The sequence below is a fragment of the Catellatospora chokoriensis genome (assembly GCF_011297315.1).
In the GTDB taxonomy this organism is placed as follows: Bacteria; Actinomycetota; Actinomycetes; order Mycobacteriales; family Micromonosporaceae; genus Catellatospora; species Catellatospora citrea.
In genome coordinates this window covers 89,924-105,947 of sequence record NZ_JAAOTI010000001.1, presented here as the reverse complement: position 1 = coordinate 105,947, position 16,024 = coordinate 89,924, and the positions used below count along the sequence as shown (strand labels likewise).

Below are 16,024 nucleotides of genomic sequence, written 5' to 3'. Positions count from 1 at the left end.
TTGGGTGGTCATTCGAGGACGAAGGTGGCGTCGGCGCGCCCGACGGTGTCGGTGACCGCCTGGACGTACAGCAGGTAGTTGCTGTGCCGCAGGTAGCGGCCGGCGTAGGCCTGCGACTCGAACGACACCGCCGACGAGCTCGCCAGGCCCGCCCGCTGGAAGAAGCTCGCGTCGGCGCGGAACGCCGCCGAGCCGTCGTTGCGGTCCACCCACGCCTCGCCGTTGCTGCGCTGGCGCAGGTAGTAGCCCGGGAAGTTGGTCGACTCCAGCGAGACCGTGCCGCCGCCGTTGAGCCCGGCGACGATCCGGAACTGGGAGTCGGCCAGGTTGGTGACGTTGGTGTCGATGCGGGCGCGGTACTCCCAGTGGCGCACGACGCGGTCCGGGAAGTTGTAGGACTTCAGCCGCACCGGGTGCGCGCCGTCGGGGATCGGGATGCCGAAGTTCGGGGTGCCGTCGGCGTTCCAGTACAGCTTCTGCAGGCGGGTCCGCCGGTTCGGGTCGTTGAGCGGATCACCGCTGATGTCCCGGTAGTTGCGGTCGTGGTAGACCAGGATGTCGCTGGCCCCGTCCTCGGACACGGTGAACGAGTTGTGGCCCGGCCCCCACTGCCCGGTGGCCGAGTTGCTGGCGAACACCGGGTTCGCCGACTTGGTCCAGGACGACGCGCTGAGCAGGTTGCTGCCCGCCGTCGCGGTGAGCATGCCCAGGCAGTAGTTGGCGTCGGTGGCGCTGGCCGAATAGGTCATGAACAGCTTGCCGTTGCGCTGGATGACGGTCGGTCCCTCGGCCACCTTGTAGCCGCGGGTCTCCCAGGCCAGCGTGGGTATCGTGAGGCGGGTGGTCGCGCCGGTGATGGTCCACGGATTGGCCAGCCGGGCGATGTAGAGGTTGGTGTTGGTGGCGATGCCGGGTTCGGCCTGCGCCCAGATCAGGTAGCGCACGCCGCTGGCGACGAAGGTGGACGCGTCGAGCGAGAACGTCTGCCACGGGGTGGTGATCTGGCCCTTCTCGGCCCAGCTCGCGGTGAGCGGGTTCGCGCCGGTGCCCTCCAGGACGTACATCCGGATCGCCCAGACGTCGTTGGTCGCGCCCGCGGCGAAGTAGACGTACCACTTGCCGTCGATGAAGTGGATCTCCGGGGCCCAGATGTGCGCGCCCATGATGCCGCTGGAGTGCTTGCGCCAGATCACCGTCTCCGGGGCGCTCGACAGACCCTGCAGGGTGGTGGCCCGGCGCAGGATGATGCGGTCGTACTCGGGCACCGTGGCCGTGAAGTAGTAGTAGCCGTCGGTGTGCTTGTAGATCTGCGCGTCGGCGCGCTGGTTGACCAGCGGGTTGGTGTAGTTGACCGCGGGCGCGGCCGAGGCGGCGGGCGCGTGCAGGCCGGTGGCGGCCAGCGCGCACAGCGCCGTCATGGCGGCGAACTGCCACCAGCGCCGCACCACGTTTCTCTCCGGGAGCGGGGTCATGTCCAGGTCCTCTCAGTAGCCGAGTTGGAAGGTGGCGTCGGCCCGGTCGGCGGCGGGCGAGCCGGTGCCGAGCGCGTCGATGCGCAGCAGGTAGTTGCTGTGGCGCAGGTAGCGGTCGGGGAAGTTGTGCGAGCGCCACGAGGTCCAGGCGCTGTTGGCCAGCCCGGCGGTGCGGTGGAAGGTGGCGTCCCCGGCGAACAGGGCCGTGCCGTCGTTGGCCGCCAGCCCGACCACGTAACCGCTGTGCCGCAGGTAGTTGCCCGGATAGTTCACCGACTCGAACGAGACCCCGGCCGCGTCGGCCAGTCCCGGGCGCAGCCGCCATTGCGCGTCGGCATACGGGTCGAAGGGGTACGGGTCGATGCGCCCGACCCGGTTGGCGTGGCGGATGAGCCGGTCCGGGAGGTTGTACGACTTGATCCTGTTCCAGGTCGGCGCGCCCCACCGGGTGAGCAAATTGGCGTGCTCGGTGGCGGTGATCGCCGCGATGGTGGCGTGCTTGGCGTTGAGCGGCTGGGTGTACGCCGCCTTGTCCAGCGCCGTCCATGCGTTCGCGTTGACGTCGCCGCTGCGCCAGACGTAGAACTCGCCGTTGACGGGGCTGTAGGAGTCGCCCCACAGCCACCACTCGTTGCGGTCGTTGGCCTTGACCACGATCGGGGCCTCGATGCCGCCGTTGACCATGCCACTGGTGTACGTGCTGAAGCTGTTGGGGTTGAGGCTGTTCGAGCGGGCGCCGTAGAGCCGACCGTCGGCGAGGTTCTTGTAGTACAGGTAGTTCGTGCCGCTGCCCAGGTGCATGGTGGCGTCGAGGACGTTGAAGCCGGGGTCGAAGAACACCTGCGCGGCGCCGACGTTCACGAAGTCGCTCGTGTAGTTGACCATGAACACGTCGCGGGTGCCGTTGTGGGCCGAGTAGATGATGCCGTACTGGCCGCGCGCGTTGTCCCAGAACGCCTCCGGCGCCCAGGTGTGCGTGTTCATGGCGTGCATCCGGACCCGCCGGTAGCCGGTGAAGCTGCGCAGGTCGACCGAGTCCCAGACGTGGATGTACTGGTTCGGCTGGGTGAAGTCGGTGCCGGCGAGGTCGGTGGCCAGCACCACGAACGTGTCGTCGCGCTTGCGCAGGATGAACGGGTCGCGCAGGCCGCCGGTGCCGGCGGTCGGCGTGACCACGGGGTTGTTCTGGTTGAGCGGGGTCCAGTTCAGGCCGTCGGTGCTGACAGCCAGGTGCAGGCCGTAGTTGTTGGCCAGCCGGTTGGGCGACTCGGTGAAGTAGCCCATCACGTAGCCGGTCAGCGGACCGGCGGCCTGGGCGGGGGAGCCGGTCGCGGCGAGGGCCAGCCCGCCGGCCGCGGTGGCCGCGGCCGTGGACAGCAAGCCGGTCAGCAGCTCGCGTCTGGTGGTCATGGTGTTCCTTCCGGGGGGAGCGGGTGCCGTGTCCGCGGCGGGGCCGGACGGCTGCCGGGTGCGGGCACAGGCGTGGTCGGGCCCGGCGCCGACGGCGCCGGTCCTGCTGGTGTGTGCGTGTGTTGTGGCGCTTTCTGTTGTTCGGCTGGTTGTTAGCGCTCACATTTCTGGGCAGCGCAGGGCCGTGCGATATGGAGGGTTCCCGACAGGGATCGGAGCCTGCGGGCAGGTGAAAGGCGTTGCGCCGGTGCCGCGACGCTGGGTGGCTGCGGTGTCCCAACCCTGCCCGGGATCGGTGTTCGACGATCCCGGACTCGCCGTGGATCTGAGGTTAGGGCGTTCGGCGAACGCTCACAAGGGGTGCGCGTCATCTTCCCGAAACTTATCGGAGTTGGATGAGCGTCGATCAGTGCGGCTGTGAATGTGACGATGATCATATGCGGCGTTTCGTGGATGTTCATCCCTCTTGAGCAACATGCCCGTTTCGTTAAGATCATCGAGTTTGCGCAGCTCAGTGGCTTGATCGAGAGGCAATGTATGGGCACGACACCCGGGGACGCCTACGTGCGAGCCGCCTCAGCGCCGTGGACATCGCTGGCGGACGTCCCCGCCCATCTGCTGCAGACGCGCAGGGACGACCCTTACCCGTTCTTCGCCTGGCTGCGCCGCAACGCGCCGGTGCTCCACGAGCGCAAGCGCAGCGGCTCGGTCTGGCACGTGGCGGGCTACGCCGACGTCCGGACGCTGCTGTCCGACGCCCGGCTCAGCAAGCGCCCCGAACTGGTGCCCGCCTACGTGCCCGGCCCGGCGGGCCTGAACCGGCACCTGGTGCACGCCGATCCGCCCGAGCACACCCGGCTGCGCGGGCTGGTGAACACGGCGTTCATCCCGCGCCGGGTGGCCGCGCTGGAGCCGCTGATCGCACGGACCGCGCACGACCTGCTCGACCGGCTGCCCGAGTTCGGCGTGGTCGACCTGATCGAAGAGTTCGCCATGCCGCTGACCTTCAGCCTGATCTGCACGATCCTCGGCGTCCCGGACGAGCTGAACACCGCACGGACCAGGCAGATCCTCGCCGCGACGGTCGTTCCCTCCGCCGACGCCGCCCGGCGCGCCGTGCAGGAGCGGGAGCTGTACGACTACCTGCTCGCGCTGGTCGCGCACAAGCGGGCACACGCCGCCGCAGGCCTGGCCGAGGCCGACCTGCTCGGCGCGCTGGTCGCGGCCCACGACGGCAGCGACCACCTCAGCGAGGAAGAGCTGATCGGCACCGCCTACCTGCTGCTGCTCGTCGGGCACGACACCACGGTCAACCTGATCGGCAACGGCATGCTCGCGCTGCTGCGCCACCCCGCCGAACTGCTGCGCCTGCGCGAGGAGCCCGAGCTGATGCCGACCGCGATCGAGGAACTGCTGCGCTACGACTCGCCCGTGCGCGACGCGACCTTCCGGGTCAGCACGGCGCCGATCGAGCTGGCCGGCGGCGTGATCCCCGCCGGAGCGATCGTCAGCCTGCTCATCGGCTCGGCCAACCGCGACGGCGGCTGGTTCCCCGAGCCCGACCGCCTCGACCTCGCCCGGCAGGCCAACGATCACCTGGCGTTCGGCCGCGGACCGCACTTCTGCATCGGTGCGGCGCTGGCCCGGATGGAGGCCCGGGTCGCCTTCGGCCTGCTGCTGGCGCGCTGGCCGCGGATCAGCCTCGCGTTCCGGGTCGAAGACCTGCGATGGCGGCCGTCGCGGGTGATGCGCGGCCTGGAGCGGCTTCCGGTCATGCTGGGCTGACGGGGGACTGCCGGGTTCGCCGCACACGCCGGGCAGCCCGCATCACCGCTGCTCAGGTGGCAGCGCGCGACCGCGGGTGGTTAAGGTCGGCAGGCACCAAGCGACGCCTGCGGGGTGGCCTGGATCACAGGAACTCGGGCGGCTCGCCGGACAGAGAAGTGGTCATGGAGTCGAGTCTGCGCGCCCGGATCCGGGCGGGTGATGCCGGAGCGTTCGCCGAGCTGTTCGACCAGTACGCGCGGTCGGTCTACAACCACGCGTTCCGGCTCACCGCCGACTGGTCCACCGCCGAGGACGTCATGGCCGCCACGTACCTGCAGGCCTGGCGTTCCCGGGAGCGGATCAGCGACGACGGCGGGTCGCTGCGGCCGTGGCTGCTCGGCATCGCCACCAACGAGGCGCGCAACCACACCCGCAGCAACCGCCGCTACCGGGCCGCCGCGTCGGCGCTGCACGCGGCCGAGTTCACCGCGCCCGACCACGCCGACGAGGTCGCCGGGCGGCTCGACGACAGCGGCCGGATCACCGCCGCCATCGACGCGCTGGCATCGCTGCGCCGCCAGGAGCGTGAAGTGATCACGCTGTGCCTCTGGGAGGGCCTGGACTACGAGTCGGCGGCGCAGGCGCTCGGCGTCCCGGTCGGCACCGTGCGGTCCCGCCTCTCGCGGGCCCGGACCAAGCTGCGGCAGCTCGTCGACGAGAGACCGCGGTCGGCACGGAACCCGGCCGGTCCTGCCGGACAGATGAAGGACGACAACGTTCGACTGGCAGAGGAGGGCCACCGATGAAGCACCCGCCGCTGGATCCGTCCGAGTGGGCGGAGTTCGCCGAGCTGCTGCCCGACCCCGGCCAGCGTGAGCTGCCGCCGGGACGCCACGAGATGCACCGAGCGCGCCTGCTGTCGGCGATCACCGAGCCCGAGCGTGCCGTCGTCCCGGCTCGCCGGACGCCCCGGTGGAGCCTGCTGCGACCCGCACTGGCGACGGCCGCGCTGGTCGCCGTCGCGGGCACGGTCGCGGCGGTGATCGCGACGGGCGGCGGCAACGACCCCGTGGTGGCGGTCCCCACGCCGGGCGCCTCCACCCCGACCGCGGAACCCACCGGCGGCGGTGTGACCGCCAAGATCCGGGCGTACGGCACCGTCCGCCAGCTCACCGACACCGCCGACCTGGTGGTGCGCGGCGACGTGCTGCGCGCCGACGGCGCCGGCGCGGACCGCACGGCCGTGTTCAGGGTCGCCGAGGTGCTGTACCGGCTGCCGCAGCTGCCCGCGACCGCCGTCATCACCCTGCGGGTGCCGGAGATCTCACTGATGTCCGGGCTGGCCGCCGGCCAGCACGCGGTCCTCTACCTGAGCGCCGACGACCCGCAGGCGGCCGTGCCCGTCTACACCCCGCTCAGCGGCGACTTCGGCGTGTTCGACGTCGCGGGAGACAGCGTCACGGCTCGCTCGTCGATGTTCTCGGTGACGGGCCTGCGGGAGGAGGACGCGACCGCCCGCGACCGCAGGTTCACCGCGCCGCTGGCCGAGCTGCGCGCACTGGCCCGCGAACGCGGCTGAGAATATTCGGCCGCGGAATTCGGGAACTCGGCGGCGGGAGCGCACAGATACATGGCGAAAGCAGCGCCGTGGTCCGGGCGGGAACCGCACGGACCGGCGCCGAGACGCTAGGAGCGTTCCATGGCAAGGATCGACCACCCCCACCGCACCCGCGCCCTGGCGGCGGCCGCGGCTCTGCTCGCCGCGGCCGGGCTGGCCGCCTGCAGCGCCGACCCGGCCACCCCGGCGGCGGCTCCGGCCACCAGCGCGGCCGCCGCGCCGAGCGAGCCCGCCGCCCCGCCGGTGAAGGGCAAGCTGCGCGGGTTCACGACGGTCAAGGACCTGACCGCCGCCGCCGACCTGATCGCCCGCGGCCAGGTCGAGGCGACCGGGTTCCGGGTCGACGAGGTGCTGCGCGCCGCGAACGGGGCCTCCGCGAAGGCCGGTGACCGGATCACCCTCACCGGTCTGAACGGCCAGGTCGTCGACATGGCCAACATGTCGAAGCTGGAGCCGGGCCAGACGGTCGTCCTCTACCTGGCGAAGGACGCGACCGCGGACGCGTTCGCGACGCTCAGCGGTGACTTCGGCGTCTTCGACGTGACCGGCTCCGACGACGCGGCCGCCGCGACCACGCGCTCGCAGGCGATGGCGGTCAGCGGCCTGCTCGCCGAGGACCCAGCCGCGTCCGGCAAGGGTTTCCGCACCACGCTCGGCCAGCTGCGCGCCGTCGCCGCCCAGGCCTAGTGGCAGCCTGCGGGAACGGCGCGTGCCGGCGCCGTTCCCGCAGGCGCGGTCTGATCGAGGCGATCTGATCAGTCGGCGAAGACGCGGGTCTCGGCGTCGGCGACGATCTCGTCCGGGGTTGGCGGGGTCAGCAGGTAGCGCACGATCGTGTCGCCGCTCGGGTCGCCGGTCGTCCGGCACCGGTCGACCGCCTCCTGCACGTCATAGCGGGTCTCGCGCAGCTCGACGTCGGGCCCCAGGAGTGCCCAGTACGCCGTGCCGGGTGCGCCGAGGTGGTAGGGCAGGCCGACACTGCCGGGGTTGACGCTGCGCCGCCCGGCGACCTGGCGGTCGAACTGCAGGTGCGTGTGCCCGGTGACGATCACCTGCGCGGCGACGTCGCGGGACAGCTCGGCGAAGCGCTCCTCGGACGTCCGCGGGGTCACGCACTCGGTGTCGTCGCGCGGCGAGCCGTGGCAGAACAGCACCTCGCCCAGGCCCGCCACCTCGACGGCGACGCTGAGCGGGAACGTCGCCAGGAACTCGACCGCCTCGGGCGTGTGCTGCCGGACCATCCACGGATCACGCGGACGGGTGTGCTCGCGTTCGCCGCGCGCCAGCTCGACGACGGCGCGGTCGGCGTTGCCGCGTACGAACACCGCCCGCCGTCCCAGCTCCCGCACCAGGTCGACGGTGGTCTGCGGTTCGGGTCCCCAGCTCAGGTCGCCCGGGAACACGATCAGGTCGACGCCGACGGCGGCGACCTCGTCGAGCACGGCGAGCAGCGCGGGCACGTTGCCGTGCACGTCGGCCAGGACCGCGACCCGCGACACCGGGCCCAGGTGAGCAGTCGTCACACCGCCGATCCTGTCACGCCGGCACGAAGCGGGCGGCGTCGGCGACCACATATCCGTCGGTCGCCTCGGTGCGGATCAGGACGCTGGCCGCGGTGGGGGAGGACCCGGCCGGCAGGGTGTACGTGCCCAGCGACGCCCACTGCCCGCCGCCGGTGCGCTGGTCGACGGTCCGGGTGGTGACCGTGCCGCCCGCGCACACGTCCACCGGCACGTTGCTCGCCCGGTTGGCGTGCGAGGTCCAGCGCAGGAACACCTGGTAGGAGCCGGTCACCGGGATGGTCGGGGTGAACCGCAGCCGGTTGACGCCCTTGCCGGTGTTGTCGTCGTGCTCGTAGTCCGGCCCGTAGTACCCGGCGATCGAGGTGGACGTGAGCCAGACGCCCGCCCGGGTGACCCCGGCCGAGGTCGAGCTGTCCACGATGATCTCGCCGGGCGCGGTGAGCGGCCAGGTCAGCAGCTGACCGTCGGCGCGCAGCCGGACCTGCAGGGCGGTGATCGGCACCTGCTGCACCGCCGACCCGGCGGTGATCGCCAGGTGCGCGGCGGTCGCCGCCGACTGCGCGAGGATCATGAACACGGGTTCCATCCGGATCGAGCCGTACGCGATGTGGCTCGCCGACAGGCACACCGGCACCAGCAGGTTCGCGCACTGCGACTCGTACGGGACGATCGACCGGTAGCTGATCGGGAACGGCTGCGGCACGCCGATCTGCACGTCGCCCTCGTTCTTCAGCCCGCCCGCGACGACGACCCGCTGGCAGTGGTGCGAGTCCATGGTGTAGCTGGCCAGCCCGACCGAGTCGGCCGCGGTCCGGCCGCCACGGCAGTCCGCCTCGGTCATCACGTACGCCGACACCAAACGCCGCGCCTCCCGGACGTACAGCTGGGTGGGCCAGCCGCCGTTGCCGGTGAACTCGTCCGCGGCCAGCCCCCATGACGCGGTGGCACTGCGGATCGAGGCGGGCAGCCGCGGGTCGTTGGCGAGGAACCACATCAGTCCCTGCTGGTAGACGCGGTGCTCCTCGACCGTGCTCGCGCGGGCGGCGTACGACGCGGTCGGGTAGCCGTAGTTCTGGCCGATGAAGTCGGTGGAGAACGGCCCGTCGTTGTTGGAGTCCGTCTTGCCGCCGCCGACCTGGTGCGTGGTGAAGAACGGGCCGGTGTACCCGGCCTGCACGTAACGGGCCAGCGGCTCGTAGCGGATCGCGTCGTAGCCCGCGGGCTTGGCGAACGGGATCCGGTTGGCGGCCTGGGTCAGGCACATCCGGAAGTTGTACGCCTGGATCCGGCCGTCCCCGCTGCCCGCGGGCGCGACCGGGGTCGCCGAGATGCCCGGCAGCAGCCCGCTGGCCGCGCTGCCCGGGGTCACGTACGGGTCGACGAAACGGGTGAACTGGTGCCCGCTGCGCAGCTGCACCCCGTTGATCGTCTCGCCGTACCGGCTGTTCGCCTCGCGCCCCGCCGTCCAGCCGACCCCGGCCCGCGCCATCAGGTCACCCTCGTACGTCGCGTCGACGAACATCGGACCCCGGAACACCTGCCCGCTGTCGCAGGCCAGCTCGCTGATCCGGTTACCGGCCATGGCCACCCCGGTCAGCCGGGTGTTCAGGTAGACCGGCACGCCCGCCTCGGCCAGCAGCTCGTCGAAGATCACGGCCGCGACGTGCGGCTCGAACGTGAACCGGGCGGGTGAGGTCGGCGTGACGGCGGTGCCGTTGTACTTCGCGTACACCCGGCGGTAGAACTCGCCGGCCAGGCCGCCGATGGCGGCCTTGACGCCGCTGTCGGTCATGCCGAGGCCGCCGGTGGACAGGCCGCCGACGTGGGAGCCGGGCTCGACGATCAGCGCGCTGCGGCCCAGCCGCCGGGCGGTGACCGCGGCGGCGATGCCCGCCGAGGTCGCCCCGTAGATCACCAGGTCGGCGGTGACGGCGGCGGCGGCCAGGGCGGGCAGCGAGACGGCCGGGGTGGCGGCGACGACCAGGGTCGCGGTGCCCAGGCGCAGGACGTGGCGGCGGGTGAACGGCATGGGACGCTCCAGATCGGCAGACGATCGGTCGGGGGAGCGCGCCGCCGCACCCGGCACCAAGGATCAAGCGCCCATCGACCGCTGTCAAGCGCTCCGCCCCGTCCGCCCCGGCCTGGCCCGGCGTCATGATCGCTCGACTTGCCAGGCAGGTGGGCTGATGCGCGCTCAAGATACGCACAGGTGCCAGGCAAGTCGAGCGATCATGGGCGGGTCACCTGGTCGCGACGCCGCCCCAGAAGGCGTCGGGGACCTGCTCGGGGGTGCCGTCGGGGCGCCAGTCGGCGACCGGGACGATGCCGTCGGCGGTGACCTGCCAGCGGCCGAGCAGCTTGCCGAAGTCGGCGGGTTCGCGCATGTGGAAGCCGGGGCCCATCATCGCCAGCGCCTCGGGGTAGCCGGCCAGCTCCATGGCGTCGAAGTCGAACGCCAGCCGGCTGCCCGCCGGGACCAGGTCGTACATCGCGTCCAGGGCACGGGCCAGGGTCGCGTCGTCGAGGAACGCGGCCAGGCCCAGGAAGATCAGCCCGATCGGGCGGGTGGCGTGGTCGGGCAGCGCCCGGTCCAGCGCGGCGGCGTCGATGCCGCGCGGATCGGCGGCGTCGCCGAGCACGTAGTTCACGTTCGGGCGCCCGGCCAGCAGCTCGCGTCCGGCCGCGACGATCTCCGGGTCCACGTCGGTGTAGAGGACCCGCGCGTCCGGCACGGTCTCGTGCACGTTGCCCTGGGCGGGGATGCCCGCGCCGAAGACGAGGAACTGGTCCACCCCCTCGGCGGCCAGGTATCGCGCCGCCCGGCCGGAGAACGCCCGCAGCGACCGGAAGATCGCCGCACACGGCCCGTACGCCCCCTCGAAGGCCTGCGCCGCAGCGACGTCGATCGGGTGGTGCCGGGTGCCGCCCAGCCAGTAGTCGATCATCCGGGCGGTGCTCGGGGCCTGCGGGTCGGTCGTCATCAAGTCTTCTCCTCAAGCGAGACGCGATCTCCATTCTCGCACCGTCGTGACCGGACGGTGCCGGTGCGGCCGTGCCTGCGCGTTCGCCGCCGTGGCGGGCGAGCCTTGACGCCGCGCCCGAGCAGGCCGGAAAAACCGCACCTGACGTCGTATGGAGTAAACGCGTGTTCCGGGGTGCCCGGCGGCTGGACAACCGTTACGGTCGAACCCATGAGCAACGTGACCCGTGACGTGTTCGACGACAAGGTGTCCGCCTGGCGGCAGTGGCAGGACGCGCCCTGGGGCAGGTTGCGCTACACCCTCGCCGAGCACAACATCGCGCGCCACCTCGACGGACGCCGCCTGCGCATCCTCGACGTGGCCGGCGGCAACGGCGTGGAGGCGGTCCGCTACGCGGCCGCGGGGCACCAGATCACCCTCGTCGACTACTCGTCGCAGATGCTCGTCTCCGCGCGCTCGCTGGCCGAGTCCACCGGCGTGGCACAGCGGGTCACCGTGATCGAGTCCGACGTCGCGAAGCTCGGCGACGTCGTCGAGCAGGGGGCCTTCGACCTGGTGCTGTGCCACAACCTGCTGCCGTACGTGGCCGACGTGGAGTCCACGCTGGCCACCGTCATGGCGCCGCTGGCCGAGGGCGGCCTGCTCAGCATCATCGCCGGCAACGCCCACTCCGAGCCGCTGCGCGCGGCCATCCGCGACATGGACCTGACCGCGGCGTACGAGACCCTCGACGCCGCCGAGCGGTTCACCCACACGTTCAACACCCCGGTCTACCCGCGCACCGCCGACGAGGTGTGCACCGCGCTGCGCCGCCTCGGCGCGGGAGTGCTCGGCCACTACGGCATCCGCTCGGTGTGCGACTACATCCCCGACGACGAGCGCAAGTACGACGCGTCGTTCTTCGCCGAACTGGAGCGCCTGGAGATCGCGCTGTCGGACCGCATGCCGTTCCCGCTGACCGCGCGGCTGTTCCACCTGATCGCTAGCGCGCCCGTCACAGCTGGGTGAGCACGTTGAAGTCGAGCCGGTCGGCCTCGGCGAGGTAGATGCGCTGGCGGGCGTGCCGCCGGCGCATCGCGATCGCGCCGCGCGGCCCCTCGTAGGTGACGGCGTCCGCGCCGGACCCGATGGCCCGCACGTCCAGCGAACCCGCCCGGTTGATCAGCGCGGCGAGCAGCAGCACGCCCTCGTAGCACGACTCGCCGAGGCTGCCCGGCTGCGGCGCCTCGACGCCGAAGCGGCGTGCGTACTGGCCGTGGAAGTCGAGGTTCTCCGGGGTCACCAGCGTCGCGAAGAACCCGGCGGTGCTGAACAGGCCACGGGTGGCGTGCGCGCCGCTGGCCATCAGCATGTTCTCGTCCATCAGCGTGCTCAGCCGCAGGCAGCGCTGGTCCAGCCCGGACGCGGCGAAGGCCCGGTTGAAGCGCACCGCGTCGTTGCCGACCAGCAGCATCAGCACCGCGTCGGCCGCGCTGCGCTCGACGCGGCGCAGCACGTCGGCGAAGCCGTGCACGCCCAGCGGCAGGAACGCCTGCCCGCACACCTGCGTGCCCGACTCCACCGCGTACCGGTGCGCGGCCGCCGCGGTCCGGCGTGGCCACACGTAGTCGTTGCCGACGATGAACCAGCGTTTCACCCGGTGTTCCCCAGCCAGCAGCCGCATCGCGGGCAGCAGCTGCTCGTCGGGCGTCTCGCTGGTCAGGAACACGCCTTCGGTGCGCTCGCCGCCCTCGTACAGGGCGGTGTAGACGTACGGGACGCGGTGCGCGATCCGGGGCGCGAGCGCCTGGCGCACCGAGGAGATGTGCCAGCCGGTGACCCCGTGCACCACGCCCAGCGACACCAGGGCCTCGACCTCGGCGGCGACCCGCTCCGGGGCGGCCCCGCCGTCGACCGGCACCAGGCTCAGCTCCCGGCCCAGCACGCCGCCGTTGCGGTTGACCTCCTCCACGGCGAGCTGCGCGCACAGCTCGCAGGTCGGGCCGAAGATCCCGGCCGGGCCCTGCATGGGGAACACCAGTGCCACGTGGACGGTCTCGCCGAGGGTGCCCGTGGGCCGGCCGGGCAGTCCGGGGACGACCAGGCCGGGCAACCGCTGCGGCGGTACGGGCATGGGCACATGTTCTCCCGACCCGGTCATGATCTCCAGACGGTTCCCGAACCTGACGCCCTTCTGTAGCATGAGTCACGTCCACCGGCCGAGGAGGGACCTTGCCCGCCCCAGCGCCTCACGGTCCGACGCCCGATCTGCTGCAGCTGCTCACCCACGCGGAACGCCTGCTGCAGCGGCGGCTGTCGGCGATCCTGCGCGCCGAGCAGTGCTCGCCCGAGGCCTGGCGCGTGCTCACCCTGCTCGCGGCCGAGGGCGGACGCCCGATGACGGAGGTCGCCGACGGCGCGTTCCTGCCGCCGGGCACCCTGACCAAGGTCGTCGACCAGCTCGTCGAGCACAGCCTGGTGTACCGGCGGGTCGATCCGCTCGACCGCCGCCGCATCCGCGCCTACCTCAGCCCGCGCGGCCGCCAGCTGCACGACCGCATCGCCGCGCGGGTGCGGGAGAGCATAGCCGAGCTGGCCATGCCCGAGGGCGAGCGTGATCAGCTCGCCGCGCTGCTGGGCGCGCTGGGCGACGCGCTGTCCCGCCACCCGGCGGCCGCCTGACCGTCCGGGGTCATTGCCAAGGGGATAGACCTGCCTTAATATGAAGTCGCAGTGGGCGGGAGCGCTTCCACGGCTCGGGCAGACGCAGAGCCGATCCGCGACGGCACCGGGCGAAGGGCGACCGCGCCCGGGTCCACATCGGCACCGGCGTGTCGATGGCGGGACGCGTCGCAGGCATGCCCCGGCCCGTGACGTGCGCGCGGCGCCACCCACTTCGCCGACTGATGCTCGACGCCTTGACAGGCTCACCTGACCCGTCCCGGTGCCCGGGGGTACAGCCCGTGCACCGGGACGCCTTTGTGGCCCGTCGGCCACCTGATCTGGCCGTGATCAACAGTCCAATTAGGTCAACGCACCGCGGGCTGGTATTAGTTCCGGGTGACATTCATTTCGCAGCGCAACAATCTGTTCGGACTCCTTTTCTCGGCGACGGTCGTGGTGGCCGCCGCCGGCGGTTGTGCACCGGCCGCCGACACCCCCGAAGCCACCGCCTCGGCCTCGGCCCCGGCGGTCTCCGCCCCGGCGGACTCGCCCGCCCCGGCCGCCTCGGCCGACGACGGCTGCCCGCCGGACGTCAACCTCATGTACGAGTGGCTCAAGGCCACCCCCGCCATCTTCAACGAGATCGACAAGAGCGTCACCGGCATCGGCGAGCCCAGGTGCGCCGACGGCTGGTCGACCGCGATGACCGTGGTCAAGAACGCGGACCCGCTGGTTGTGCTGTTCAAGTACGAGCCGAACACCGGCAAGTGGATCCCGGTCGGGCTGGGCTCCGACGGCGTCTGCGACGGCGCGGTCAAGGTGCCCGAGGCGGTGCAGGCCAAGCTCCACCCCGGCTGCTGACGCCGTGGGCTCGTCCGCCCCGCGGCGACGGGGCGGACGAGCCCGCGCTCAGGCGACCATGCGCTGGTCGGCCAGCTCGGCCAGCCGCACCGTGCACAGGCCGCTGCGCTCGGCCCGCACGTCGGTGACCGTGAGCTGCGTGCCGGGCGCGAGGATGAACTCCTCCTCGCCGGTGAACGCGGAGAAGTTCCGGATGCCCACCGCCCGCACCGGCGTCACCTCGAAGATGGTCCGCTTGCCGCGCCCGCCGAGGAACGCCTGCGCGACGCCGAGCTTCGAGGTGCACGAAGACACACCCCACCAGGTCACCGTCTGACCCACCGGGTACTGCGCCCGCAGGTCCAGCGCCACCCCGCGCCACAGCGGCTCGGTGCGGGCGGGCAGCCGCGACACGGCCGAGAACAGCAGCCGCAGGTACGGCAGGTACGGCGTGATCCGGGTGCGGTCGGGGTGGCGCAGAGTCGCGTTGATCTGGCGGTAGAAGGCTGACTCGCAGGTGTAGAGATACAGCGCCGCGACCTCGTCGGCGGTCAGGCCACCGGTGGACTGCTCGGCCTGCTTCCGGCCGAAGTCGTGCGAGCTCTCCACGTGCCAGTCGAGCCCGGACAGCAGCTTGGCGGCCGGGGCGATGGCCTCGCGGAAGTCCATGAGCGGGGTGTCGAAGACGCCCGTGATCGCGGGCAGCGCCAGACCCTCGTCCTTGACGCTCGCCAGGCGTTCCAGGTAGAGCTTGTGCAGCTCCATCGTGGACGCGATGAACGCCCCCATCCGGTCGGCGGTGTCCGCGTTCGCGCCCTGACCCGTGGTCCTGTTCCAGCCCTTGGCGGGCAGCCAGTCGATCTCGTCGGCGCCGAGTTCCCGTAGCGCCTCGTTGACGGTGGCGAAGTGGTCGCCGTCGCAGAAGATGTCGCCCTGCGCCGCGGGGTTGGGGTGGTCGATGTGCCGGACCTCGACATCCGGATATTTCTTCTGCAACCGGATCACGAGGTTCTTCAGGGTCCGGGCGTGCGCGCCCCACCACGCGAACACCACGCCCCGGTCCTGCTCGTCGGCGTGCTGCTTGGCCCGCAGGATCTCCTCGACGAGCTTCTCCACCACCGGCCGCCAGAACGCGGTGTGCTGGTCGACGCCCAGCGCGCCGTCGCCGCTGGCGGTCAGCGAGGCGTTCAGCAGCAGCACACCCTGGGTCAGCATCGCCTGGAACCACTCCGGCGGCTGCACGGTGTCGTGCTGGCGCAGCAGCTTGCGGATGTCGGCGATCGGCGTCTTCTTCGGGATGCCGTGCTTCCACATCGCCGCCGCCTTGATGATGCAGCGGATCGTGATGACCTTGCCGAACTGGCTGTCGTTCCAGTCGTGGAAGGTGTTGTCGAACATGGCGATGCCGGTGGCGCTCTCCGGCCGCGGGTATGGGTTCTGCCCGAAGACGACGACCTTCCACTTGTGCGGCGGGTTCGGTTTGAGCGCCTGGAAGGTCAGCTCCCGGACGGGCACGACCTGCGGGCTGCGGCCCGGGCCGATGAACGTGGCCGCGGCGGGCTGTGCCTCGATGACCGGCTTCAGCAGCGGCAGCCACGGCTCGCCGCCGCCGTGGAAGAGGTCGGCGAGGCCGAGCGGGTCGTCCTGCCCGGCCGGCGTCGGTGCGGCGTTGTCGGTCATCTGTGCTCCCCGGGGGACGGACCGTGCGGCGGCACGGTGATCGGCATGGGGCTGGACGCTAACACCGGGCCACGACAGCACGCGGCGGAC

General features: G+C 71.7%; 14 protein-coding genes. 7 read left to right on the top strand and 7 right to left on the bottom strand.

What is annotated here, in order from left to right:
* Nucleotides 1-8: 8 nt before the first annotated feature.
* A complete protein-coding gene (locus tag HAV39_RS00495; protein ID WP_203736430.1) occupies nt 9-1,472 on the bottom strand; it encodes a family 43 glycosylhydrolase in 1,464 nt (487 codons plus the stop codon).
* A gap of 12 nt (nt 1,473-1,484) precedes the next feature.
* Complete coding sequence (locus HAV39_RS00490) at nt 1,485-2,882, bottom strand: glycoside hydrolase family 43 protein (protein ID WP_191837148.1); 1,398 nt, start codon at nt 2,880-2,882, stop codon at nt 1,485-1,487.
* A gap of 564 nt (nt 2,883-3,446) precedes the next feature.
* On the opposite strand from HAV39_RS00490, the gene HAV39_RS00485 reads away from it, so the two are divergent.
* The 4 genes from HAV39_RS00485 to HAV39_RS00470 all read left to right on the top strand — a co-directional run bounded on the left by HAV39_RS00485 (nt 3,447) and on the right by HAV39_RS00470 (nt 6,954).
* Nucleotides 3,447-4,667 carry a cytochrome P450 family protein gene (locus HAV39_RS00485; protein ID WP_191837147.1) on the top strand — a complete coding sequence of 407 codons (1,221 nt, stop codon included), beginning with the start codon at nt 3,447-3,449 and terminating at the stop codon, nt 4,665-4,667.
* Nucleotides 4,668-4,831: 164 nt separating this feature from the next.
* On the top strand, nt 4,832-5,455 hold the full coding sequence (locus HAV39_RS00480) for an RNA polymerase sigma factor (RefSeq protein ID WP_191837146.1): 624 nt from the start codon (nt 4,832-4,834) through the stop codon (nt 5,453-5,455).
* Nucleotides 5,452-6,228 (top strand): hypothetical protein, encoded by a 777-nt coding sequence (locus tag HAV39_RS00475; protein WP_191837145.1) that lies wholly within the window; start codon nt 5,452-5,454, stop codon nt 6,226-6,228. Before HAV39_RS00480 ends, HAV39_RS00475 begins: the two co-directional genes overlap by 4 nt.
* Nucleotides 6,229-6,348: 120 nt before the next feature.
* Nucleotides 6,349-6,954 (top strand): hypothetical protein, encoded by a 606-nt coding sequence (locus tag HAV39_RS00470; RefSeq protein ID WP_191837144.1) that lies wholly within the window; start codon nt 6,349-6,351, stop codon nt 6,952-6,954.
* A gap of 68 nt (nt 6,955-7,022) precedes the next feature.
* Here the strand turns inward: HAV39_RS00470 and HAV39_RS00465 are convergent, their stop codons facing one another.
* From HAV39_RS00465 to HAV39_RS00455, 3 genes are all read right to left on the bottom strand, one after another.
* A complete protein-coding gene (locus tag HAV39_RS00465; protein WP_239120778.1) occupies nt 7,023-7,790 on the bottom strand; it encodes a metallophosphoesterase family protein in 768 nt (255 codons plus the stop codon).
* Between the two features lie 13 nt (nt 7,791-7,803).
* Nucleotides 7,804-9,819 (bottom strand): FAD-dependent oxidoreductase, encoded by a 2,016-nt coding sequence (locus HAV39_RS00460; RefSeq protein ID WP_203736431.1) that lies wholly within the window; start codon nt 9,817-9,819, stop codon nt 7,804-7,806.
* A 211-nt stretch (nt 9,820-10,030) separates the two neighbouring features.
* Nucleotides 10,031-10,771: an SAM-dependent methyltransferase gene (locus tag HAV39_RS00455; protein WP_191837142.1), complete on the bottom strand. Its 741-nt coding sequence runs from the start codon at nt 10,769-10,771 to the stop codon at nt 10,031-10,033.
* A 210-nt stretch (nt 10,772-10,981) separates the two neighbouring features.
* Between HAV39_RS00455 and HAV39_RS00450 the strand changes: the two genes are divergently transcribed.
* Nucleotides 10,982-11,779, top strand: coding sequence for a methyltransferase domain-containing protein (locus tag HAV39_RS00450; RefSeq protein ID WP_120320767.1), 798 nt, complete (start codon nt 10,982-10,984; stop codon nt 11,777-11,779).
* On the opposite strand, the gene HAV39_RS00445 is transcribed toward HAV39_RS00450, so the two are convergent.
* Nucleotides 11,766-12,884 (bottom strand): substrate-binding domain-containing protein, encoded by a 1,119-nt coding sequence (locus HAV39_RS00445; protein WP_191837141.1) that lies wholly within the window; start codon nt 12,882-12,884, stop codon nt 11,766-11,768. The two genes, HAV39_RS00450 and HAV39_RS00445, sit on opposite strands and share 14 nt — an antisense overlap.
* Nucleotides 12,885-12,982: 98 nt before the next feature.
* Here HAV39_RS00445 and HAV39_RS00440 point away from each other — a divergent pair, with 98 nt between their 5' ends.
* Nucleotides 12,983-13,432, top strand: a complete 450-nt coding sequence (locus HAV39_RS00440; RefSeq protein ID WP_191837140.1) for a MarR family winged helix-turn-helix transcriptional regulator — start codon at nt 12,983-12,985, stop codon at nt 13,430-13,432.
* Nucleotides 13,433-13,810: 378 nt separating this feature from the next.
* Complete coding sequence (locus HAV39_RS00435; protein WP_191837139.1) at nt 13,811-14,275, top strand: hypothetical protein; 465 nt, start codon at nt 13,811-13,813, stop codon at nt 14,273-14,275.
* 48 nt (nt 14,276-14,323) lie between these two features.
* Here the strand turns inward: HAV39_RS00435 and HAV39_RS00430 are convergent, their stop codons facing one another.
* Nucleotides 14,324-15,934 (bottom strand): ADP-ribosyltransferase domain-containing protein, encoded by a 1,611-nt coding sequence (locus HAV39_RS00430; RefSeq protein ID WP_191837138.1) that lies wholly within the window; start codon nt 15,932-15,934, stop codon nt 14,324-14,326.
* Nucleotides 15,935-16,024: the final 90 nt, after the last annotated feature.